General features: G+C 60.2%; 17 protein-coding genes and 4 pseudogenes. 14 read left to right on the top strand and 7 right to left on the bottom strand.

Annotated elements, in window-relative coordinates:
* From AC070A_RS32980 to AC070A_RS32970, 3 genes are all read right to left on the bottom strand, one after another.
* Nucleotides 1-1,158 (bottom strand): glycosyltransferase family 4 protein, encoded by a 1,158-nt coding sequence (locus AC070A_RS32980; protein WP_113133835.1) that lies wholly within the window; start codon nucleotides 1,156-1,158, stop codon nucleotides 1-3.
* 24 nt (nucleotides 1,159-1,182) lie between these two features.
* Nucleotides 1,183-2,724 carry a dTMP kinase gene (locus AC070A_RS32975; protein WP_162733751.1) on the bottom strand — a complete coding sequence of 514 codons (1,542 nt, stop codon included), beginning with the start codon at nucleotides 2,722-2,724 and terminating at the stop codon, nucleotides 1,183-1,185.
* A 574-nt stretch (nucleotides 2,725-3,298) separates the two neighbouring features.
* Nucleotides 3,299-4,561, bottom strand: coding sequence for an O-antigen ligase family protein (locus AC070A_RS32970; protein ID WP_113480111.1), 1,263 nt, complete (start codon nucleotides 4,559-4,561; stop codon nucleotides 3,299-3,301).
* A 250-nt stretch (nucleotides 4,562-4,811) separates the two neighbouring features.
* Here AC070A_RS32970 and AC070A_RS32965 point away from each other — a divergent pair, with 250 nt between their 5' ends.
* Together AC070A_RS32965 and AC070A_RS32960 are read left to right on the top strand one after the other, a co-directional pair.
* Nucleotides 4,812-6,107: a hypothetical protein gene (locus AC070A_RS32965; protein ID WP_492383961.1), complete on the top strand. Its 1,296-nt coding sequence runs from the start codon at nucleotides 4,812-4,814 to the stop codon at nucleotides 6,105-6,107.
* Nucleotides 6,097-7,596, top strand: coding sequence for a lipopolysaccharide biosynthesis protein (locus AC070A_RS32960; RefSeq protein ID WP_246806133.1), 1,500 nt, complete (start codon nucleotides 6,097-6,099; stop codon nucleotides 7,594-7,596). The genes AC070A_RS32965 and AC070A_RS32960 overlap by 11 nt, the downstream gene beginning before the upstream one ends.
* Before the next feature lie 590 nt (nucleotides 7,597-8,186).
* Here AC070A_RS32960 and AC070A_RS32955 read toward each other — a convergent pair.
* Nucleotides 8,187-8,586: pseudogene (locus AC070A_RS32955) on the bottom strand (transposase family protein); the annotation flags it as partial.
* 423 nt (nucleotides 8,587-9,009) lie between these two features.
* Between AC070A_RS32955 and AC070A_RS32950 the strand changes: the two are divergent.
* Both AC070A_RS32950 and AC070A_RS32945 read left to right on the top strand, forming a co-directional pair.
* A complete protein-coding gene (locus AC070A_RS32950; protein WP_082615845.1) occupies nucleotides 9,010-9,867 on the top strand; it encodes a response regulator transcription factor in 858 nt (285 codons plus the stop codon).
* Nucleotides 9,786-10,103: pseudogene (locus AC070A_RS32945) on the top strand (hypothetical protein); the annotation flags it as partial. The gene AC070A_RS32950 and the pseudogene AC070A_RS32945, both read left to right, overlap by 82 nt.
* On the opposite strand, the pseudogene AC070A_RS32940 reads toward AC070A_RS32945, so the two are convergent.
* Nucleotides 9,987-10,316, bottom strand: a pseudogene (locus tag AC070A_RS32940) (hypothetical protein); the annotation flags it as partial. The pseudogenes AC070A_RS32945 and AC070A_RS32940 sit on opposite strands and share 117 nt — an antisense overlap.
* 258 nt (nucleotides 10,317-10,574) lie before the next feature.
* Between AC070A_RS32940 and AC070A_RS32935 the strand changes: the two are divergent.
* Nucleotides 10,575-11,206 (top strand): annotated as a pseudogene (locus tag AC070A_RS32935) (aldehyde dehydrogenase family protein); the annotation flags it as partial.
* A 288-nt stretch (nucleotides 11,207-11,494) separates the two neighbouring features.
* Here the strand turns inward: AC070A_RS32935 and AC070A_RS32930 are convergent.
* Nucleotides 11,495-12,241, bottom strand: a complete 747-nt coding sequence (locus AC070A_RS32930; RefSeq protein WP_255571610.1) for an SDR family NAD(P)-dependent oxidoreductase — start codon at nucleotides 12,239-12,241, stop codon at nucleotides 11,495-11,497.
* A gap of 107 nt (nucleotides 12,242-12,348) precedes the next feature.
* Nucleotides 12,349-13,389: a LacI family DNA-binding transcriptional regulator gene (locus tag AC070A_RS32925; protein ID WP_492383963.1), complete on the bottom strand. Its 1,041-nt coding sequence runs from the start codon at nucleotides 13,387-13,389 to the stop codon at nucleotides 12,349-12,351.
* Between the two features lie 252 nt (nucleotides 13,390-13,641).
* Between AC070A_RS32925 and AC070A_RS32920 the strand changes: the two genes are divergently transcribed.
* The 9 genes from AC070A_RS32920 to AC070A_RS32880 all read left to right on the top strand — a co-directional run bounded on the left by AC070A_RS32920 (nucleotide 13,642) and on the right by AC070A_RS32880 (nucleotide 21,108).
* On the top strand, nucleotides 13,642-14,925 hold the full coding sequence (locus AC070A_RS32920) for an amino acid ABC transporter substrate-binding protein (RefSeq protein WP_492383964.1): 1,284 nt from the start codon (nucleotides 13,642-13,644) through the stop codon (nucleotides 14,923-14,925).
* A gap of 97 nt (nucleotides 14,926-15,022) precedes the next feature.
* Complete coding sequence (locus tag AC070A_RS32915; RefSeq protein WP_492383965.1) at nucleotides 15,023-15,769, top strand: ABC transporter ATP-binding protein; 747 nt, start codon at nucleotides 15,023-15,025, stop codon at nucleotides 15,767-15,769.
* Nucleotides 15,769-16,497 carry an ABC transporter ATP-binding protein gene (locus AC070A_RS32910; RefSeq protein WP_112994741.1) on the top strand — a complete coding sequence of 243 codons (729 nt, stop codon included), beginning with the start codon at nucleotides 15,769-15,771 and terminating at the stop codon, nucleotides 16,495-16,497. The genes AC070A_RS32915 and AC070A_RS32910 overlap by 1 nt, the downstream gene beginning before the upstream one ends.
* Nucleotides 16,498-16,508: 11 nt before the next feature.
* Nucleotides 16,509-17,387: a branched-chain amino acid ABC transporter permease gene (locus tag AC070A_RS32905; RefSeq protein ID WP_057251151.1), complete on the top strand. Its 879-nt coding sequence runs from the start codon at nucleotides 16,509-16,511 to the stop codon at nucleotides 17,385-17,387.
* Nucleotides 17,387-18,430 (top strand): branched-chain amino acid ABC transporter permease, encoded by a 1,044-nt coding sequence (locus AC070A_RS32900; RefSeq protein ID WP_218374318.1) that lies wholly within the window; start codon nucleotides 17,387-17,389, stop codon nucleotides 18,428-18,430. The genes AC070A_RS32905 and AC070A_RS32900 overlap by 1 nt, the downstream gene beginning before the upstream one ends.
* Before the next feature lie 11 nt (nucleotides 18,431-18,441).
* Nucleotides 18,442-19,215: a glutathione S-transferase family protein gene (locus tag AC070A_RS32895; protein ID WP_492383966.1), complete on the top strand. Its 774-nt coding sequence runs from the start codon at nucleotides 18,442-18,444 to the stop codon at nucleotides 19,213-19,215.
* 106 nt (nucleotides 19,216-19,321) lie between these two features.
* Nucleotides 19,322-19,531, top strand: coding sequence for a dioxygenase (locus AC070A_RS32890; RefSeq protein ID WP_200964178.1), 210 nt, complete (start codon nucleotides 19,322-19,324; stop codon nucleotides 19,529-19,531).
* Nucleotides 19,486-20,190, top strand: a complete 705-nt coding sequence (locus AC070A_RS32885; protein ID WP_210334677.1) for a dioxygenase family protein — start codon at nucleotides 19,486-19,488, stop codon at nucleotides 20,188-20,190. Before AC070A_RS32890 ends, AC070A_RS32885 begins: the two co-directional genes overlap by 46 nt.
* A 39-nt stretch (nucleotides 20,191-20,229) precedes the next feature.
* The gene (locus tag AC070A_RS32880; protein WP_057251149.1) at nucleotides 20,230-21,108 is read left to right on the top strand and encodes a beta-keto acid cleavage family enzyme; all 879 of its coding nucleotides are present in this window, start codon (nucleotides 20,230-20,232) and stop codon (nucleotides 21,106-21,108) included.
* Nucleotides 21,109-21,115: the final 7 nt, after the last annotated feature.

Below are 21,115 nucleotides of genomic sequence, written 5' to 3'. Positions count from 1 at the left end.
TCATGAATCCGAAAGCACAGAATCATAAACTGCAGTTGTCTCCGCCACGAGGCGGTCGAGCGAGAAGCGCTTCTCGTACCAAGCCCGTCCGGCCTCTCCCATCTGGCGACGATACAGTGGAGCCGCAATAAGCAAGCGCAGACGGTCGCGGAGGACATCAATGTTTCCCCGCGGTACAACGAATCCGGTCTCGCTCTCGCGAACCGACTCGCGCACTCCTCCAACGTCTGACGCAATCACTGGCAGGCCCGCTCGCATAGCCTCGAGGATCGAGCGCGGGAATCCCTCCCAATTGGAAGCGAGCACAAATATCTGCCCATCCGCCAAACGCTCTGCCACATCCTGCCGATAACCCGCAAAGCGAACGCGCGACGCGATCCCCAGCGAGGCGGCAAGCCCCTCGACAGAGGAGAGCAAGGGCCCGTCACCAACCAGCTCCAGCTGCCAATCGAGGTCCGTTAACTGCGCAAGAGCGCGCAAGAGCGTCGCATGGTCTTTTTGCCAGGCCATGCGTGCCACCATTACAATCTTGGGTGGCGATCTTTCCGGTCGGGCGCGAAGCGATTCCTTGACGTCGGGCATGGCATTCGGAATTGCCACGAGCCGATCTTTGCGAGTCAGGAAGCTCCGTTCGGCGGCACTGAAGTCAGATTCACATACCGTGATGATACGAGACGCAAGCGGTGCTGCGGCCCATTCGACCAGCCAAAAAATAACACGCTGGATCCATGGATGCCCCTTCGTGAAACCCCAGCCGTGGGCGGTAAACAGAGCCGGAATACCAAGACTGTATGCGGCAATCCGACCAAGCAGGCCCGCAGTGGTAGAGTGCGTCGATACGATGTCGGGGCGAAGCTGACGTAATAGTTCTCGGATCTCAAGTACAGCTTTCACGGCCTGGAAGGGCCCCACGCTGCGATGCAGGTTTTGTATGCAATGAATGGGAATTCCACACTCTCTGAGGTGATTGGCAAACCGACCGTCGCGACCAGCCAAAATCGTCACCTCCGCACCTCTGGAACGAAGCGCAGTGGATAGATCGCGCACGTGAATGTGTGCCCCCCCGATTTCGTCTCCGCGCGAAATCACGAAAACGATCCGTAGACGATGGTCGACCTGCTCGGTCGTCCCCTGTTCGTGTGACGTTAGAATAGACATCGGCACCCCCGGCCACAGCTACAGTTAGACACTACTCCACAGAGCCTGCATCACGGCTTTCACCGTATCCTCGAGCGGCTGGTCCGTATCGACGGAAATCACGCGCGAATTGGGGAACTCAGTCTCCATCTCGATCTTTCTGCGCCTCTTTACGGCTGCGGGATCGGGTCCTTCTTTCTTAATGCGAACCGCGTCCCTTCTCAGCGACGTCTCGATCGGCGCAGTTAAACGGATGACAAGCGTCGGCTGCGGGAGCCCGGTGTAGAGCGCCCGCTCGCGCCTCATCAGCCACTGCTTCGGGCCACGTCCGCACCGCGCAAGCGCCTCATCATCGAACCGACTGCTGTCGACCGCGCCAAGGGTTGCGGAAGGGTAACGATCGGCAATCACAATCGACCCCGCGGCGGCATAGCGCCAGCAACGGCTCAGAAGCGCGCGGCGGTCGTGGGCCAGAACAGTGAGCCACAGAGTATTCAGCAAAGAAGGCGGCACGTTTTGCTTCTGCTCACGTTCCGCACGCGCGCTGGATCGGTGACCGGGCAGGATCCGCCGGGCCAAAGGAAGGATGAGGCGCGGGAGGAGCGAAACGAACGTCGCGGGAGGTTTGCCGACATGGACGGCGCGGACATCGAAATGATGGCCCAGAATGCGGGCGGAGGCCAGACTCAAGGTGGATTTTCCCGTGCCCATGGGACCGACAAAAGCGATTACGAGCCCTGCCGCCGTAGGGATTAGCCTGCGGCGACGCCTCAGCAGCAACAGTAGGACACGTTGCATGCGTGACAGCGCTTCCGAGAGTGTGTTGAGCCGTCGCCAGCCACGGAGCTGGCCCGCTACCTGACGACCAAGCAGGATTCGGCGAACCATGGCCCGCGGCTCGGCGATGGCTTCGATCAGGTCATGAAGAAGCGAAACAGGCGCACCCGGAAACCAGGCCGTCCAGAGCTCCTCGGCCTTGTCACTGTTCGCGCTTGCACAGAGCCATTTCAGCTCCTGCAGCACGAGGTCGTAGTGGCGCTGAAGCAAAAACAGCTCCGCAAGACTGGTATGCTTGAGCGCAATTCGGAGCGCAAAGAGCACCAGTTCGGCCTCGACCGTGGGGACAGGAACGCTGTGCAAGCGACGCGTATTGGCCAGTAGCGCCGATTCCACCGGGAGATGGTAGGCCTTGACCAGACTGTCACCGGTGACGATCTGGAAATAGGCGTGCACGTGGAGCAGCTGCGGCGCATCGGGGTCCAGAGCAAAGGCGTGGAAGACACCGGGATGTCCGGCCCCGTTCGCTGAGACCGCGAGCTTGAACCCGCTTTCGACCAGCGCGGTTTGGAAGCCGGCGGCGTCCTGGCGGTCGATGAGCAGGTCGAGATCCCCTTCGCCCGCAAGGCTCTCGCCAAGCCGCAGATTGCTCTTCCAGTGGCAGTACCGCAGCCCCATACGGTCCAGCGAGGCGAGCAGGCGACGTATCGGCTCCTTCGGTGGGGGGAGGGCCGACGTTGTTTCGGGGCCGGCTGCTCCAGCGAGATAGGCTTTAGGCTGCATGGACGTCAAATGACGGCGACTGAACATCCTCAATCGAGCTCCTGGGCGGTGTGGAAATCGTCTATCCGGCCAAATTCGAGCCAGACGGCAGCAACTCGAGCACCGGCTGTGATTGAACCGGCACCAGCGGCATCGGGAGGACCATGGTATACGGGCGCAGGCGAGTTCCCTGACCGCCACATCGCATTACGGCTTTCATCAATGGACTCCCTCCGCTCAACAGGCCGATGCCACAGCTCCGAAACCCGCCTCTGAGGCGAGTTTGACCCCTTGCCGTTTCCAATCTAGCGCGCCGGCTAACGATCAACTTAATGCTAATAAGGGTGAGAAGGTTTTTCCGGCAGCTGGCTTTGGCAAACCTGAATACCCAAGAAGAGTGCCGCTCACTAAGCCCGAATGTAAGCATGAAGTATTGGCGGAGCAGGCAAGACGCACTCGACACGATCCCGTACACCGCCTACAGCGCCGCGCGTCTTATCAAACGCGCAAAAGGTCGCTGTAGATGCACGGCGCTGTAGTGGCACCACGAGTGCAATTTGGTGGATGGCGGGGACCGTAGATCGTCGTTGGCAGCGCTGCGAGCGAATATTCGTCAGTTGATTTAGGCTCGGGTGCGAGGGGCGCTGGGGCTGATATCGAGCGGTCGCGCACTCGTCAACTTTCGCGGTGCAACTGAGTGCATGGCCGCGAGACCGAGCACGACCGAGAACCAGAAAATCGGGTGACGAACAACCAGGTGAAAGTTGGAATATACGAACAGCGAGAAAATCAGACTTGCCACCGCTGTGAGCCCAGCCCGGTAGGCAGCGATGAGTGCCACCGTAATGATCCAGAAAAAGATCAGCATAGCTAGGATGCCGCCCTGAGTGATCAAGTCGAGGGCAGTGTTATGCGCTTCTGCTTTTTCAGGGGGCGGTAGTTTCGTCCGCTTTCCGAGAAGATGCGGGCCTGGTCCGAGGCCCAACATTCCTGATTTCAGGCCAATATCCACCGCTTCACTCCAGAGTCGAAATCGATCTTCAGCTTGATCATTTTCTGACATGGTCTCGACGATCGCTTGGCGCGCATTCTCCGCGATCTTCGGAGTGAACGGGGTTACGGACGCAAGCAGCAATGGAAGTGACAGGATTATCAGACAGGCGACGGTCATGACCAGAGACGGGTGACGCTCGGCGCGCATGAACCTGATTAGAAACTTGCTCCCCACGAAAAGCGGTACCGCAAAGCCAATGGCCACGGTAAACGAGTCACTTCGGGTCAGAATTCCGGCAATGAAAGGAGGGACCATGCAGCTAAGCGCGAAAATTTTGGTGTGCGGGCGAGCCGCCGCTTCTGCCCTTTGAAGCGACAGCAGCACAAGGACAGTGCATAGAAGACCAAATTGGTTTGGATTCATTGACCAGCCAATGAACCGGTTCCACTCCCAAAAGCCAAGGCCTGGCATGGGAACCATGCCATAGCCGCCGGCGATTAACAGAATGACCGCGACGGCGCCGCCGACCGAGAATGTCCACGCCACGCGGTGAAGCCGCCAAGCAGGGAGAATGACTAAGAGAAGCGACAAAATAGCCACGAAGGCGTAAGCTTGTCCGGTGTGCAGGACGCCCGATGGATAGATATTGTCTGTGGCCAATCCCAAAAGCAAACCTATGCTCTGGGCGAAGGTGAACACCGCCCAGAATAGCAGCATATGGGAAAGGGGCCTTGTAAGCGCCGGAGCGCCCCGATAGGCGAGGTCAGCCAGCGCTCCAATAATCCATATCGTGAGCAGCGCTTCGCCGGCTCCCCAAGGCGTGCCGGGCAGACGGAGCTGCGTCGCAGTCGACAACAACAGTCCAAATGCGAGCAGTCTATCATTAATCATTGACACGACCTGATTAGACCAAACCCAAAGCAGCAAGTGCCCGCCCTTTGGCCTCCGGGCGCACGAGCCGACGGCCCGATCTTCTCACATTCGCCTCGGTCTGGAATGTGCAAATTGGATACTGACGACGCCCAAAAAGGGCTAGGCCGCAACGCTGCTTACCCACTAAGGGGGTATTTACATCCACAACGCTGCGCCAGCATTTTAATGGGAGTGTTGCAGCAACCCCTAAAGACCGCCGGAGGCCACAATGAACCCAGGCAAGCCCAGATTGCTGGGATTGATTTTGTTGACGGGCTCGATCTTGGCGCTGTCGGTCAGCGGCAAGGTGCTTGCCTTCGACAATCTGGCGGACACACGGGTGGTCGCGGTGCCAGAGATGGCTGCCCCTGGCTATCTCGAGCGGAGCACCGATCCAGTATTTGGTACTCCTTTCGTTCGAGTGACGGATCCGGGCAAGGAGCTCATGACGGGCATCGCGTGTGATCCGGCCTTTTGCAGGCATCGCTATTCCAGCGCGCAGGCATGGAATGCCGATCAGAGTCTGCTGGTTGTCCAAAAAGGCTGTCCGGGGCTGTGCTTTCTGGACGGGCAGAACTATCGGCCGCTGTTCCAGCGCCGCCCGTCCGGTGTGTGCGAATGGCACCCGACAGATCCTGAGCAAATGATCTGCGTCAGCAATACTGAGATATTTCGGTGGATAGTGCGCAGCGATGAGCGGATGACGATCTATGCTCCCACAGAGTACCGAAAACTGGAATTCGGCCCCGGGAAGAACAACCTTTCGCGCAATGGTGATCGACTGGTGATCCGGGCTGTCAAACCGTCTGGCGAACGGGTCGCCTTTGCATACGACATACGATCGGCGACAAAATACCCCGATATCCAGCTTGATCATGAGGGCACCAACAACTACTGCACCATTTCGCCTTCGGGCCAGTACATCTTCTGCCATGAAGACATGCCTGACGGCAGTGACATCGCCGACATCTTCAGTTTTGACGGCCATCCGATCCAGCACTGGCCTGAGCATCATCGACCTGGCCACGGCGACATGACGATCGACAGCGACGGCAGCGATGTCTATGTCGGAATAAGCAAGAGCGAGCCGGACAAATATCAAGTCATCAAGAGGCGCCTCTCAGACGGTAAGGTGACGGTCCTGACACCGCCCGGCTTTGCGCAGCACGCATCAGCCCGCAGCATCAACCGGCCGGGCTGGGTATTCCTGACATACAGCGGCTCACACGAGCGGGCAGGGCGAAGCGGAACGACGCCCTTGTATGGGGAAATCGTCGCATTAAAAATTGACGGAAGGGGCGAAATCCGGCGTATCGTCCATCATCGAAGTGTGAAACACGACTATCTGAGCGAGGCGCATGCATCGCCTTCACCTGATGGCTCGCAGATCATTTGGGCGAGCAATTGGGGGCAACCCGGTGGACCTGTTGCGGCTTACATTGCCCGGCTTACCTGGCCAGAAACGATCACGGCAGATCACTTGCCCCCCCCTGTTCCCAAGAAGGAAACGCGTCTTGACGAGTGACCGGCGAGGCTTGGCAGCGCGCAGCGCGATTGGCCTGATGTGGACTGGCCTTTCTATGGGCGGGCTAGCCGTTGCGGAACTCGTCGCCCTCATCGTTTTGGCCAGATTGCTTGCTCCGAGTGAGTTTGGGCTCTATGCCGCAGCGCTGGTCGTCATTAATTTTTCCGCAATATTCGAAGGTCTGGGCGTCGCTCAGGCGATTGTGCAGCGACCTGTTGTGGAAGAATCCCATCTACGTGTTGGGTTCACCCTGTCGCTCATTTTCAGCCTTTCCATGGCTGGGCTCGTCTGGTGGGCAGCGCCAACTATCGCGGACCTGTTCCGCTTAACCGAACTTGCTCCCGTGGTGCGCGCGGCCTGCGCCGTATTCCTGTGTCGTGGAATATCGATGGTGGCGCAGGCCTCGGCCCAGCGCGCGTTGCGGTTTCGGTGGCTCGCGGGTATCGAGGCGGGCGCCTTTGCGATCGGGTTCGTTCTCGTCGGTCCCCTATTAGCCTGGCGGGGGCTTGGGATCTGGGCCCTTATTGGCGCCCTGGTGTGCCAGCATTTCGTGCGCATGCTTGCGCTGCTCATCGGACAGCCGCACCCGAAACGGCTTCTGCTGGAACGACGCGCGATCGGACACCTGCTCTATTTTGGAGGTGGCTTTACCATCGCTCGCATATTCAATTACCTGGCCGGTCAGGCCGACAAAGCGGTCGTAGGGCGTTGGCTAGGAGCTGAGTCGCTGGGGCTGTATGCGCTCGCATCGCAGCTGATGACAGCACCCGCAGTCATTGTTGGCCAGACCCTCGATATGGTCTTGTTTCCGACGATGGCGCTGATCCAGCAGGAGCCGGCGCGATTGGCACGCGCATTTCGCGGCGCAGTCGCGTCCTGTGCATTGCTTGTGCTTCCCGCCAGCGTGGTGGTAATGGCTGTCCTGCCGGAACTGGTACAGGTGCTGCTCGGCCCGGGATGGGAGAACGCGGTACTCCCGCTTCAGATCCTGGCGGCGGGAATGCTATTCCGCACCAGTTACAAGCTCAGTGATTCGATTACCCGGGCAACCGGGGCCGTATACGCCCGCGCGTGGCGGCAAGCCGTTTTCGCCTTCGCAGTCGGGGCCGGCTCATTCATCGGGCAACATTGGGGTGTGACAGGAGTGGCGCTTGGGGCCGTCATAGCGGTGGCGAGCAACTTCCTTCTCATGGCGCAGCTCAGCCTCCGCCTTACGGGACTTAAGTGGTCGGACTTTGCCGTCGCGCACCTACCCGGCGTGGCGCTAGCGGTCACGGTAGGAGGCGGCGCCTGGATGTTTGCGAATTTATTGCGAGAACTTCACACGCCGCCGCTCTCCCTGCTGGGAATGATCGTGCTTACCACGGCCCCTGCCAGCGCGCTGTTGTGCTGGTGCGCACCAGCGTTGTTCCTTGGTCACGATGGCAGGTCGGCATTGCAAGTCCTCATGAGCCTTGCCCCAGCTTGGCTCCAGCGCCGCCCAACATAGCGGCGGGGCGGCAAGGCGGGTAGGAGGCCCACCATGCCTGTCACCCTTCAGGACTAGTCCTGATTTGAAATGGGGCCGCTTTGCCTCATTTCCTATCATGCCTGGGTCCCCACTCGGCTGGCCTGCGGCGCTTTAAATGCTTGGCCGCTTTGACGGGCCCGACCAGCATGACAACAGTCCCCTCGGACACATTAGCGATGTGGCGATCGGGCCTGCCAAGAGAGATTTCAAGTGACTAGATTCAGCGATGTGGAATCCTTCAGTTTAGACGTCACGAGCGACTCGCCTCGTCAGTTGCCGACATCCACGACCTTGGTGAGGACCACCGAAACCTCGACCTAGTCGACGCGCAGCACCGACTCTTCAGGCGTTACCTACATCGCCAACCCACTGCTGATCATGGGGCGCTGCTGAGCCCGCTTACCGCCTTCGCCTTTTCCGATGACCCGACCGGTGTCGCCTACAACCCGATCAACAAACACCTCTACTTCTCCGATGACGCCGGCACGAGGGCCTTGTACGAACTCGATCCGGGTCCGAACGGCCTATTCGACGGAGTCGTCGACATAGAGCCACTCGCGCACATTGGCGCCGGTTGTGACGTCATCTGGTCGCTGCACGATCACCATGACAGGCGTCTTCTGGGTATTCGGTAGACCTTTTTCGGCCTCGCAGCATCAGCCACATGCCCTTCAGCCAGACACGCAGAGGAAGCTTTGTGGAATGCAGCGGTGTGTGTGTCGTCACCGTAAACTGGAACCGACATCCGCCGCTGGAACATTGATAGAGACCCGGATGCGCACGCCGCTTGCCCATATCGCGCCCGGCGATCGCGATCGAGCGCTTGTAGCCACAGGCAGGGCAAACTCTTCCGGCCGGCCACACCATGCTTTCCAGCAATCGCCGACACTGCGCCTCATCGCGAAAGGCCACGATCATATCTTCCGCCGTCCGAATGTTGGTAAGCGCTGCAAGCATCGTTTCCGACATTCTCATCTCCTTCGGATCATGCCCGAAGAATCGCATGGAAGTCGTTGGCTATCAAGGTTATTGCTATTTTTGGTTGATAAAGGCCGCGTGTTTGAGGGAAACAATTCTTGTTCCGACCTCTACTACGCAAGTAGCATATATAATACTAATTTCACCGCAGTATCGTGTAATCTACTTCTTTTTTCACTCGCAGCGCCCCAATTTGTATGTGTTCTGTCGCCAGCCTTTGTAGTACGCTATTCTTTAGGCAGTAGAGTACCGCCGAGAATTTCTGCGGTAGTTTGGCTTGGCGTATTCGCCGAGTATTCCTTTAATCCGTTAGTACAAGCCGAGGGCGATTGGCAGTACTGTTGCGCGGCGACGATAATATTTAAGGCGGAGGGCAGTATAACCACTATCTCCAAGATCCCGGGAGCAAGGCGTATGAAAGAAAATGATATTGACTATCCCCCATTCAATGAGCTTATCGGCGCTGTCAGCGTGCGTGCGGAACCTCAACGGGAGCGCCTGCTTGTGATAATCGACACCCGTGCGCTCGATCGACAATGCCTCGCGCAGAGCATTGTTGCTCACAAGACGGACCTGCTCGTGTTGGCCTTTGGATCAATTGAGGAATGGAGGCAGAATCGCGGGCAATACCCGCCATTGTCGGCGATTCTCTTGAATATCGGGGGCAGAAATATTGCCGAGCGGGATGTGGCCGAGGAGATCCGCCGGCTCTCGTCCGAATTCGCGTCGACGCCGGTCATCGTGCTGGCCGATACGGACGAACTCGCGCAGATCATGAAAGCCCTCGAATGCGGCGCGAAGGGCTATATCCCTTCCTCGGTCACGATAGATGTCTGCATCGAAGCGATCTATCTTGCTCTCGTTGGCGGGGTCTTCGTTCCCGCCAGCTGTCTGTTCGCAATGCACCAGCTGTTCGAGTCGAGCAACACGGTCCCACACCCGCTGGCGGGTATGTTCACTTCCCGCCAAGCCGAAGTGGTCGAGGCGCTGCGGCGCGGCAAGGCCAATAAGATCATTGCCTATGAACTCAACCTGCGCGAAAGCACCGTCAAGGTTCATATCCGCAACATTATGAAGAAGGTCAAGGCGACAAACAGGACCGAAGTCGCCTACAAGTTAAACGATCTGTTGCCCAACGATCGAAGCGTGGAACGCGATCCGCAGCACCGCACGACCAGCGAACCCGATCAGCCTACATCTTCGGCGCCATCTGCCCGAAGCTTGGGAAAGCGGCAGCGCTGGTCATGCCATGGTGCGACACCTACGCCATGACACAGCATTTGGCCGAAATTGCCCGTCATGTCGCCGACGATGCGTATGCCGTCCTCATCATGGATCAGGCTGGTTGGCATATGTCCAACACTCTCGTCGTACCAGACCGTGCCGCCGGCAACCATGATTCCCTTGTCGATTGCGAGCCGCGTCGGTGGCGAGACCGCGGCCACCGCGGCACCGTTCGCTTCCCTGATGGCAGGGGCCTCGAAATAGGGCCCATCTGCACGGTATAGGCGAGACCCATCCTCTGCATCCGGTCGAGCGTCCGTTCCGATCCGGTGTTGGGCGATCGACCAGCGCAAGTCGTTGAACGGATGCGTCTTGTGCACCGCTTCGAAGACGTCGAGGATCGCGTTTGCGGCGTCATCGGTATAGGCATGGATCTCGATGGGGATGCGCCGTTCTGCGGCGAAAAGCGCGACTTTCATGAGTTCTTCGCGCGCCTCCTTTGGTAGCCCGGCCCCATCTGCACGCCGTCGTTATCCGCGGGCGTCGGGGCAATCTGAGGGAGTGGAGCGATTGAGACGGAGCCCATCGCTCAAATGCTTCCGATGCCGCGCAGAAAATCCACGTCGAATTGGACGATAGTTCACCAAAAGAGCACGGTGAGAACCTCACTGGCACCGAGGCAGCACGCTACGAATCTGAGGGCAGGAAGAGGAACCCGCCAGAAGAACCAAGGGAGCGAGAAATGATTCACGCCGATGACGGCTCACCTGTCCCAGGAGCAGCGATTGATGCGCGACAGTTGCCGCGCGTTCGTCGACGACGCAGTGACGCCTTTCATTCGATCGAACTGGCAGCGCGAATGGGACATGAGCCCGGGCGAGCGACTGCCGCGCTCGATCCTCGAGGGAGCCGAAACGATCGGCATCCGCACGATCGATGTCGCGCTCTACCAGGGCGAGGCATGCACGTCGACGTCACGCATACTCGTGCACGATGCGCTGCATGACGAGTTCCTCGAGCGTTTTGCACGTGCGACCGAGAAGCTGGTCGTCGGTGACGGCCTTGACCCCGCGACAGATATTGGGGCCATGGTCGATGCGAAGCACCGCGACAAGGTGCTGGCCTATCTCGATATCGCGCTGAAGGAAGGAGCCCGCCTAGTCACCCAGGGTAAACTTCCGACCGAGGAACGCCTGAAAGGCGGCTACTGGGTCGCCCCCACGGTCCTTGCCGATGTGACGCCAGACCTGCGCGCGAAGAGATGTTCGGCCCGATCGCCAGCATCATGCGGTTTTCTACCGAGGAAGAAGCAATCCGCATCGCCAATGACAGCGAGTACGGCCTGACGGCGGCAATCTGCACGACCGACGAAGCCCACGCCGGCAAGAGTGCGGCCAGGCTCGAAGCCGGCATGATCTTCGTCAACAACTACATGGCCGCGCCTTCCTCGGCTCCCCCTTCGGCGGTCAGAAGGGAAGCGGCTTTGGAAGGGAAAACGCCGCGGAAACTCTGCGGGAGTTTACGCGCTCCAAGAATGTGCGGTTCCCCTCGGGCAGAGGCACCATTCCGATCTGGCCGCCGAGGGACTGAGCTCTCCCTGAACCAGACATTGAACACGGTGACGGAGCCGGGCTTTCGGGCCCCGTCGCTCCATCGCGCGGATATTGCTGCTGCGTCAGAGCGCGCGACCGCCATCCACCTGGATGATATGACCGGTGGAAAAACCGAGCAACGTCGCACAGGCCAGGATGGCCGCAGCAATATCGTCGACCTCGCCGATGCGGGCGAGCGGGGTCGAGGCCGCGACCTTCTCATTGAAGCCCGAACCCCGCCCAGAAACGAATTGCGTGTCGACGACGCCGGGAGAAACGGCAAGCACCCTGACCTCCGGCGCCAGCACGCGGGCGAGGGGCTTGGTCATGACGTCGATACCAGCCTTGGCTGCGCAATAGGCGATATTCGACCCTATGCCGGTGAAGGCTGCGATCGACGAGATGGAGACGACGAGCCCATCGCCGGACTTTTTCAACAGAGGGGCGAAGGCCCGGATGGCTGCGAACTGGCTTCGCCAATTTACCTTGAAAATGTCGTCGATCAGTTCGTCGGTCAGTGCATCGAGATCCCGGTGGGCGATTGGCTTGGTGAAACCGGCCGCATTGACGAGGATATCGAGCCGGCCGAATTTCTGTTCGATGGTGCTGGCGAGGCCGCTAAGGGCGCTGGAATCCGTGATGTCGGCGGCGTAGCGCGCGTGACGTTCCGCGTTTGCAAAGGAAAAATGCGCCGCATCCGCGCTCAAGACGCTCTGTTCGCTCGGCGTATGGGTGATGAGAACCGTTGCGCCTGCCTCCGCAAACAGGCGCCCTGTCGCGGCGCCGATCGCACCGTTTCCGCCGATAAGGAGAACTGTCTTTCCAACCAAGGACCGCGGATACGCCATAAGGCTTGAGCCTGGAGAGGAGAGGGGCTCTCCAATGAAATCCGACACTGTTGACAACCAGCGCGCGACCGTTCGGCAGGGAACGATTGTCAGCGACTTCGCGCAGCTACCGGCCCTGTGCTGTCGCGCTCCATGAGTTCCACCGGCAACACGGTCTTCAAGGGGATATCGCCGTCTGCGCCGGAATTCATCAGGCGCAGCAAGATCGACGCGGCGGTGATGCCGGCATCGTATTGCTGGATCCTGACAGTTGTCAGCCGTGGACGCGCCAGATGGAGGAATGGCATGTCGTTGAAACCACTGACGGAAATGTCCGACGGGCAATCGAGGCCATTCTCTCGCAGAACGTCGATGCAGCCGAGCGCCAGGCGGTCGTTTGCGCAGAGCACGGCCGTGAAATCGTGCCCGGAGGCAAGCAGGTCGCGCGTGCAGCGGGCGCCTTCGTCTTCGTCGAAGCGTATGGCGGTAACGATGAGTTCCGGATCGAAGTCGATCGACATTCTCACGGCGGCGCTGCGAAACGCCGCGAGGCGCAGCTGGCCGGTCGAGAGATCCTGCGGTCCGGCAAGATGCGCGATCCGCCGGTGGCCGAGCTTCGCCAGGTGGCGCAGCATCTCGCAGATGCCCATGTCCTCGTCATTGATGACGTAGGGGATGTTCGAACGTTCCACGCGTCTGTTTAGCGTCACCACCGAGAGACCATCCTGGGCGGCTCTGGCAATTGAGGGATCGCTTCTGAGCACCGCCGCGTGAATGAGGCCGTCGACGCCACGGTCCCTGAGCACTTCGAGAAGACGAACTTCCCGCTCGCGTTCGCTATCGGTGTTGACGATGATCGACGCGTATCCGAGCGGTTCCAGAACGCTTTCGATTCCGCGCAGGATCGGTGGGAAGATGGGGTTGGTGATGTCGGGGATGACCACGCCGACCGTCATCGTCCTGTTGGTGCGGAGCCCGAAGGCAATGCGATTGGGGCGATAGTCCAACCGTTCCGCCGCCGCCTGGATCTTTGCCACGACTTCCGGCGTGATGCTCTTTCGCTCAGCGGGATCAAGCGCGCGCGACACGGTCGACACGTGAACGCCGGTCGCGCGCGCAATGTCCTTCAGGGTGGTTCGTTTCTTTTGCATGTATCACCTCGCTCCTCCATTTAAAATCTTGCCAGGAGTTTTGCAATCGTTCGCATGGGCGCTTGACAAAGCGCAAGCGGTACGCATAATCGCGGACGTGCAATCGTTTGCACACTTAGTTTTCGGCAAGGAGTGGAGGAGCTGCCCTGCCGTCGATCGAACACACGGCGTGCGTGGCGTCCGGCGGAGCTGGGCGATTTGTCTTTTACTCGAATGCAAACGATTGCACGCAAACCTCTGGGAGGAGAAGAAATGGGAATCAATCGGCTGATCGCGGCAGCAACCATCAGTGTGCTTGCAGCAAGCACCGTTGCCAGCGCTGCGGAAACAATACGGATCGGAGCGTCACTGCCGATTACCGGTGGCCTTTCGGTCAGCGGCGAGAAGCACAAGCGGGGCTATGAGCTCTGCAACAAGCTCATCAACGAAGCGGGCGGTATTCTCGGCAAGCAGGTGGAATTGATTGTCAGCGACAATCGCTCTGATCCGGCAACGGCCATCAACCAGTACGAACGCTTCATCAATGTCGACAAGGTCGATGCCGTCTACGGCACCTTTTCGAGCCGCCTGACCTTTCCGGTCGGCAACGTTCTGTCCAAGTACAACATGGTTCACCCGGTTCCCTCGGGCGGGGCACTCCGGATCTATGCCCAGGGCTACAAGAACCTCTTCTACTTCCAGGTCAATGCCGCCGAATACACAGGCAAGGACGTGATCGGCCTCCTGAAGGAGATCAAGGACCCGGCGGATGCGCCGAAGACTGTCGCGGTCGTCCACGCGGACGACTTCTTCGCAAACGCGATCGCCACCGGCCTCCTCGGCCAGAAGGTGATCGATCCGGCCAACGACAAGGAAATCGCCGACCTCGCTCCCGGTTACTTCAAGGAAGCTGGTATCGAAGTGGTGATGGAGGAAAAGTGGCCCGAAGAAGGGTTCAATGACTGGCTGAACCTTGCAAATTCGATCAAGCGCTCCGGCGCGGAAATGATCGTCGGCCTGACGGCTTCTGCGGAAGAAGCGGTTCAGCTCATGCGCGCCTTGAAGACCGTCGGTGCATCAGCGAAGCTCGTCTATCTCAGCCAGGGCGCGCAGACGGAATTCATCGAGGGTGTCGGCAAGGATGCGGCCGAAGGTGTCGTCATCCACACCACCTGGCACAAGGATGTTCCCTTCAAGAGTACGCTCGCCGGAAGGCCGTTCGACAATGCGGATTTCGTGAAGGCATTCGAAGCCGAATACGGCGTCGAGCCGGATGAGGACAGCGCCATTCCCTTCGCCGTCTGCCAGGGCATCGAGCAGGCGATCGTCGGGGCCGGTACCACGGATAACGCCAAGATGGGCGAATGGCTGCACGCCCGCACCAAGGAGCAGCCGGTTCAGACGGTTCTCGGTAATTTCAGCTGGAACGATCTCGGCCTACCCGTCGACAAGGCGCACATCATGACGCAGTGGCAGGACGGCAAGCTGACCTTCGTTTACCCGACCGGTCAGTTCGAGGGTACCGTGCCCTTCCGCTATCCCAAGTCCGGTTTCTGACCGTTTGCCAGATAGGGGAGGGCGTTCCGCCTGCGGCGCGCCCTCCCGATCGGCAGGCATCTACTACTGAGATATCTACTGAAAGGAGATCGCGCGCATGCTCGAGGTTAAGAACCTGTGCAAGCACTACGGCGGAATTCGCGCCGTGGATGGCGCAAGCTTCACGGTCGAGAAAGGCTCGATCACGGCACTCATCGGTCCGAACGGCGCCGGCAAGACCACGGCCTTCAATTGCATCAGCCGCACCGTTGTTCCGACTTCCGGCGAGGTCTGGCTGGACGGAGAGCGGATCGACAATCTGCGCCCGCACAAGATCACCGCAAAGGGTCTTAGCCGGACGTTCCAGATCTCACGCAATCTCGCCGACATGACGGTGCTGGAAAACGTGATCGTCCAGGCGCGCTGCCGCGGGTTCACGGAGCTGTTTCGGCCCGCGATCTCGGCGGAGGAGCGGGACAAGGCGATGTCGATCCTCGATTTCCTCGGGATCAACCGCATTGCCTACGAGGACGGGCACAACCTGTCCTACGGCCAGAAGAAGCTGATGGATCTGGCCGCGCTGCTGATGGCCGATCCGAAGATCATCCTGCTGGACGAGCCGGCCGGCGGCGTCAATCCGACGCTGCTCGAGGAGATCGTCGGGCACATCAAGGCGCTGAACGCCAAGGGGCTGACGGTCCTCATCGTCGAACACAACATGGACCTGATCATGCGGCTTTCGCACCGCGTCGTCGTCATGGCGCATGGGCGGGTGATCTGCGACGGCACGCCCGATGTGGCGCGTCGCGATCCGCATGTGCTCGAAGCCTATCTGGGCGGCATACTGGAAGAGGAAGCGGCCTGATGAACGATCTTTTGCAAGTCACCAACATCACTGCCGGCTACGGCGACGGCCCTGCCATCCTTGATGGCGCCCGTCTGACGGTCGAGCCTGGCAAGGTCCACTGCATCATCGGCCCAAACGGCGCCGGCAAGTCCACGCTGTTGAAGGCAATCTGCGGCATGCTGACGATCCGCAAGGGTGATGTCGTCTTCAAGGGCGAGCGTCTGAACGGGCTGCGCCCGGACCAGATCCTTCGCAAGGGCATCTGTTTTGTGCCGCAGGAACGCGCGCTGTTTCCGAAGATGACGGTGCGCGAAAACCTGCGCATGGGCGGATACGTGCTCGACGACACGAAACTGCGCGACCGCCGCATCGACGAAATCCTCGAGCGCTTCCCGGTCTTGCGCGAACGGGCCGATCAGCATGCCGGAACCATGTCGGGTGGCCAGCAGCAGACGCTTGCCATGGCGCGGACGCTGATCGTCAAGCCGGACATCGTCATGCTGGATGAACCCTCCCTCGGACTCGCGCCGAAGGTGGTCCAGGAGATGTTCGACATCATGAAGATGATGTCGAAGGAGGGCGTCACGGTGCTGCTCGTCGAGCAGAACGCGATGATGGGCCTCAAGAATTCCGACTGGGGCGTTGTCCTCGACCTCGGCCGCACCCTCTTCGAAGGGCCGGCCGAAGCGGTACTGGCGGACCCGCGCATCCAGGAACTTTACCTCGGCGGCCGCAAGGTCGCGTAGCGGAGGACATGATGACAGACATTCTTCAGATACTGATACTCGGCCTCGCCCTTGGCGGCGTGATCGCGCTGATGGGATCCGGTCTTTCGCTGGTCTTTGGCGTCATGCGCATCGTCAACCTGGCACACCCCTCACTGATCATCTGCGGCGCCTATGTTAGTTACTGGGCATTCAAGCTTTGGGGTCTCGACCCGATCGCGACGTTGCCAATCGCGGCACTGATCATGGCTGCAATCGGCGTGCTTCTCTACCGCCTCATGTTCGAAAGCCAGGCAAAAAGCGCGCGCTACTCGGAAATGACAGTGCTTTTGACCTTCGCACTGGCCATGATCGTCGAAGGTTTCCTCGGTGCCGCCTTCACCAACACCCAGCGCGTGACTTCGCCCGATTACGCGACGGATGCCTTCTTCATCGGCAGCCTGTTCATTCCGAAGGGGCAGTTCTATGCCGGGGTAGTGTCGCTGGCGATCATCGGTGCGCTGACGCTGTTCCTCAACTACTCGCGGCTTGGCTACGCCATCCGCGCAACGACCCAGAACCGTGAGGCTGCCGAGCTTCTCGGCGTCAATGTCAACCTGATCAGCATGGTGGCCTTCGCGATCGGGATCGGGCTTGCCGGCGCTGCAGGCTCTTTGGTGAGCTTCGTCTTCAGCTTCTTCCCCGCCAAGCAGTGGGAATGGATCGCGATGCTGATGTCGGTCGTCGTCCTCGGCGGCATGGGCAGCGTGCTCGGCACCGTCGTCGCCTCGCTCCTTCTTTCGGTCGTCGCCGCCTTCGTCGGCACCTGGGTGGGCGCCACCTGGTCGACAATGACCTTCTTTCTCGCACTCTTCGTCATCCTGCTGATCCGTCCCCAGGGGCTGTTCGGCGAAAAACCGGAGTTGGCATAATGGCCGCAAACCTGCAACAAGCCGACGCGAGCTCGGTGCTCGAGGCCCGTCGCATTCACAATCAGAAGCTTGCGCGCCAGCATGACCAGACCCGCGCCACATGGTTTCCCGTGGCCGTGCTCGGTGTCCTGCTCGCCCTGCCGCTCCTGCAGCTGACCGGCAACTACAACTACCTGCTGCATCTCGTGCTGTTCACCGCCTCCTATGCGGTCATGGCCAGCGGCTGGAACATCATCGGCGGCTTCGCCGGCTACATCTCGCTCGGACACGCGGTCTTCTTCGCGATCGGCGGCTATTTCTCAGGCGTGCTCCTGGCGCGATACGGGATCTCATCGCTGCTGATGGCACCGCTCGCCGGGCTGGTGGCTGCCGTCTGCGGTTATCTCATCGGCCTCATCACGCTGAAGGTTCGCGGCCCGAGCTTCATCATCTCCTCCATCGCGCTCCTGATGATCGCCCGTATCCTGTTCGATCACTGGGAGTTCATCGGCGGCGCCAATGGCTTGTCGCTGCCGGTTACCGACCTGCCGGTCGAGACTGCCAAATTGCCCTATTACTATGCCTTTGTGCTGATGGCTGCCTTCACCGTATGGGCGACCTATCGCATCAAGCATTCCAAGTTCGGGCTCGGCCTGCGCGCGCTCTCCAAGGACGAGGTCAAGGCGGAGAGCGCCGGCATCAACACCCGATTCTACAAGGTCCTTGCCTTCGCGTTGTCGGCATTCTTCGTCGGCATGGCGGGTGCTGTCTGGGGCGAATACCTCACCTATCTCCGGCCGAACATCTTCCTGATTATCCTCGTTTCGGCAAACCTGGTGCTGATGTGCATCCTCGGCGGCAAGGGCACGATTGCCGGGCCTGTCGTGGGTGCGATTCTGATCGTCGCCTTCAACGAAATCTTCGTGGCGACGCTCGGCGCGTCCGAGATCAACATCATGGCGACCGGTTTCGTCATGGTCCTGGGACTGATGTTCTTCCCCAACGGCGTGATCGGGACGCTGGCCCGCAAGGGCAAGCTGCCCCGCGTCCTCAACTGGGATTGATGGAGGCGACTATGCAGGACTTCATTCTCTACAACGCTCCTCAATCGACGTGCAGCCAACGGGTGCGATACGTTCTGCACGCGAAGGGCCTCGCATTCGAGGAGCACAAGCTCGATCTGTTCACCGGCGATCAGCTGAAACCCGAATACCTCGCGATCAATCCGAACGGGGTGGTGCCTTCGCTCGTTCACCAGGGCCGTGCGGTCACCGACTCCGCCGTCATCATGGATTATCTCGAGGACATTCTCCCAGGTGCGTTTCGACCATGGGACGCCTTCGAAGCGGCGAAGATGCGGGCGATGATGCGCTTCATCGACGAAGTACCGACGCCGGCGATCCGGGTGCCTTCCTACAACCTCGCCTTCCTGCCGCACTACCAGGCGATGACGGCAGAGGAGTTCCAGGCGGTCTGTGACGCAAAGCCGCTTCGTCGCGAGTTCCTGATGAAGATGGGGCGCACCGGCTTCCCGGAGCAGGAAATGAACGAAGCGCTCGGCCGCCTGCAACGCGGTGTTCAGCGCATGGCGAGCTGGCTTTCCGACAATGGCGGACCGTGGATCATGGGCGATAAGATGACGCTGGCGGATATCGCGATCATGCCGGTGATCGTCCGGATGGACGATATCGGTCTCTCCTCGATGTGGGCGGATGCGCCGGCGACCCAGCGTTGGCTCGAAGCCATCCGCGCAACCGATGCGTTCACCGAGACCTACTACTACGGGTCGCTGCTGACCGAAAAATACCCGCACCTGAGGTCGGCGAAGCCCGAACTTCGGGTCTCCTAGTCAGGCCAGTGATGCGGAAAGGAGAACAGGATGAACAGCCATATCAGCCCCGAAGTAAAAACTGATCTCGAAGGAAACCGACGTCGCGCCGACGGTGCTTGCCGCCATGTCGCACGGAGACGATCCGCGGCTCAAACAGCTCATGGATGCGATGGTCAGCCATCTGCATGCATTTCTGCTGGAGACGCGTCCGACAGAGGCAGAGTTCGAATACGCCCTGCGCTGGATCACGGCGCTCGGACAGGCGACCAACGAGGCCCACAACGAACGGTGCTTGCCGCCGACGTGCTCGGCGCATCGACGCTCATCGATCTGATCAACATCGACGGGACGCAGGGCGAGACGCTGTCGGCGCTTCTCGGGCCTTTCTATCGCGGTGGCGCGCCGAAATGTGTGAACGGCGACTGCATCGCGCGCTCCGATACGCCTGGGCCTAAGCTCTATTTCACGGGTCGTGTGACGGATCCCGCCGGTCGGCCCGTCGAGGGGGCAACCCTCGATGTCTGGCAGGCGTCCCCAGTCGGGCTCTACGAGAACCAGGACGAGACGCAGGACGACTTCAACCTTCGCGGCCGGCTCACGACGGATAGCGATGGAAACTTTCATTTCGTGTCCGTGAAACCGGCAGGCTATCCGGTTCCAACCGGTGGCCCGGTCGGCGACCTCCTGCGGGCACAGAAGCGGGCGCCGATGCGTCCGGCCCACATCCACTTCATCGTCTCGGCACCCAGCTACAAGACTCTCGTCACCCAGATCTTTTCCGACAGTCACGAAGCCCTGCTAACCGACGTTGTTTTCGGCGCGAAACAGCAGATTGTCGGGAAATTCTTCCGGCACGACAGTCCGGACTCCGGATTTCCGGGCGCCCAGGCGCCATTCTACAGCTGCAACTATCACTTCAAACTGGTGGAGGGCCAATCGATCCTGCCGGTGCCTCCGATCTCCGGAAAGAAGGTGGTGGCGCATCATGGCTGACGGATCAAATGGATCATTCCTTGGGAAGGAGAGTCTGTGATGCAGCAGAACGTCATCATTACCTGTGCGGTCACGGGTAACCTTACGACCCGGGAGAACACCCCCGCACTTCCCGTCACGCCCGAGGAGATCGCCAATTCCTGCCTGGAAGCGGCCGATGCCGGTGCGGCGATCGCGCATATTCACGTGCGGGACCCGGTTACGGCGAAGCCCTCCATGGAGCTTGGATACTACCGCGAGGTCGTCGAGCGCATACGGGCCAAAAACACGGCGCTGATCCTCAACGTGACGACCGGGCCGGGCGGACGCTATCACCCGAGCGACGAGAACCCGGCGGTCGCCGGACCACGAACCACGCTGATGCGGCCGGAAAAGCGGGTCGAGCACATCGTCGCGCTGAAACCGGACATCGCCACGCTCGATCTCAACACCATGACCTTCGGGTCGGAAGTCGTGATCAACACGCCGGCCAACGTAAAGATCATGGCCGACATCATCAACGAGGCGGGTTCCAAGCCGGAGCTCGAGGTCTTCGATACCGGGCATATCCAGCTCGCACAGGACCTTTTGAAAGCGGGCGTGCTGAAGTCGCCGGCGATGTTCACGATCGTGACCGGCGTCAAGTACGGCTTCCCGTCGACCACCGACGTCATGGCGACCGCCGCCCGAATGCTGCCCGGCGACGCCGTCTGGACCGGGTTCGGTGTCGGTCGAATGTCGTTCCCGATGGCCGTCCAGGCCTATCTGCTCGGCGGTCACGTTCGCGTTGGCCTGGAGGACAACTCCTACATCGCCAAGGGCGTGCTCGCCAAAGGCAATGGCGAACTGGTCGAACGGGCAAGAGACCTGATCGAGAAGCTCGGCGGAAGGATCGCCGAGCCTTCCCAGGCCCGTGAGATCCTCGGACTGCGCGCATAAGCATCGA

The sequence above is a fragment of the Ensifer sp. GW101-20A05 genome (assembly GCF_059424735.1).
Note: the sequence above shows the minus strand (reverse complement) of the source record. Positions and strands in the feature narration are given on the sequence as shown.

What these genes read in the sequence shown, in the direction of transcription:
- AC070A_RS32980 (WP_113133835.1), bottom strand. Translation starts at nt 1,158, where the DNA reads ATGTCTATTCTAACGTCACACGAACAGGGGACGACCGAGCAGGTCGAC.
- AC070A_RS32915 (WP_492383965.1), top strand. Translation starts at nt 15,023, where the DNA reads ATGCTCGAGGTTAAGAACCTGTGCAAGCACTACGGCGGAATTCGCGCC.
- AC070A_RS32900 (WP_218374318.1), top strand. Translation starts at nt 17,387, where the DNA reads ATGGCCGCAAACCTGCAACAAGCCGACGCGAGCTCGGTGCTCGAGGCC.
- AC070A_RS32910 (WP_112994741.1), top strand. Translation starts at nt 15,769, where the DNA reads ATGAACGATCTTTTGCAAGTCACCAACATCACTGCCGGCTACGGCGAC.
- AC070A_RS32905 (WP_057251151.1), top strand. Translation starts at nt 16,509, where the DNA reads ATGACAGACATTCTTCAGATACTGATACTCGGCCTCGCCCTTGGCGGC.
- AC070A_RS32965 (WP_492383961.1), top strand. Translation starts at nt 4,812, where the DNA reads ATGAACCCAGGCAAGCCCAGATTGCTGGGATTGATTTTGTTGACGGGC.
- AC070A_RS32950 (WP_082615845.1), top strand. Translation starts at nt 9,010, where the DNA reads ATGAAAGAAAATGATATTGACTATCCCCCATTCAATGAGCTTATCGGC.
- AC070A_RS32925 (WP_492383963.1), bottom strand. Translation starts at nt 13,389, where the DNA reads ATGCAAAAGAAACGAACCACCCTGAAGGACATTGCGCGCGCGACCGGC.
- AC070A_RS32890 (WP_200964178.1), top strand. Translation starts at nt 19,322, where the DNA reads ATGTCGCACGGAGACGATCCGCGGCTCAAACAGCTCATGGATGCGATG.
- AC070A_RS32895 (WP_492383966.1), top strand. Translation starts at nt 18,442, where the DNA reads ATGCAGGACTTCATTCTCTACAACGCTCCTCAATCGACGTGCAGCCAA.
- AC070A_RS32920 (WP_492383964.1), top strand. Translation starts at nt 13,642, where the DNA reads ATGGGAATCAATCGGCTGATCGCGGCAGCAACCATCAGTGTGCTTGCA.
- AC070A_RS32970 (WP_113480111.1), bottom strand. Translation starts at nt 4,561, where the DNA reads ATGATTAATGATAGACTGCTCGCATTTGGACTGTTGTTGTCGACTGCG.
- AC070A_RS32880 (WP_057251149.1), top strand. Translation starts at nt 20,230, where the DNA reads ATGCAGCAGAACGTCATCATTACCTGTGCGGTCACGGGTAACCTTACG.
- AC070A_RS32975 (WP_162733751.1), bottom strand. Translation starts at nt 2,724, where the DNA reads ATGTTCAGTCGCCGTCATTTGACGTCCATGCAGCCTAAAGCCTATCTC.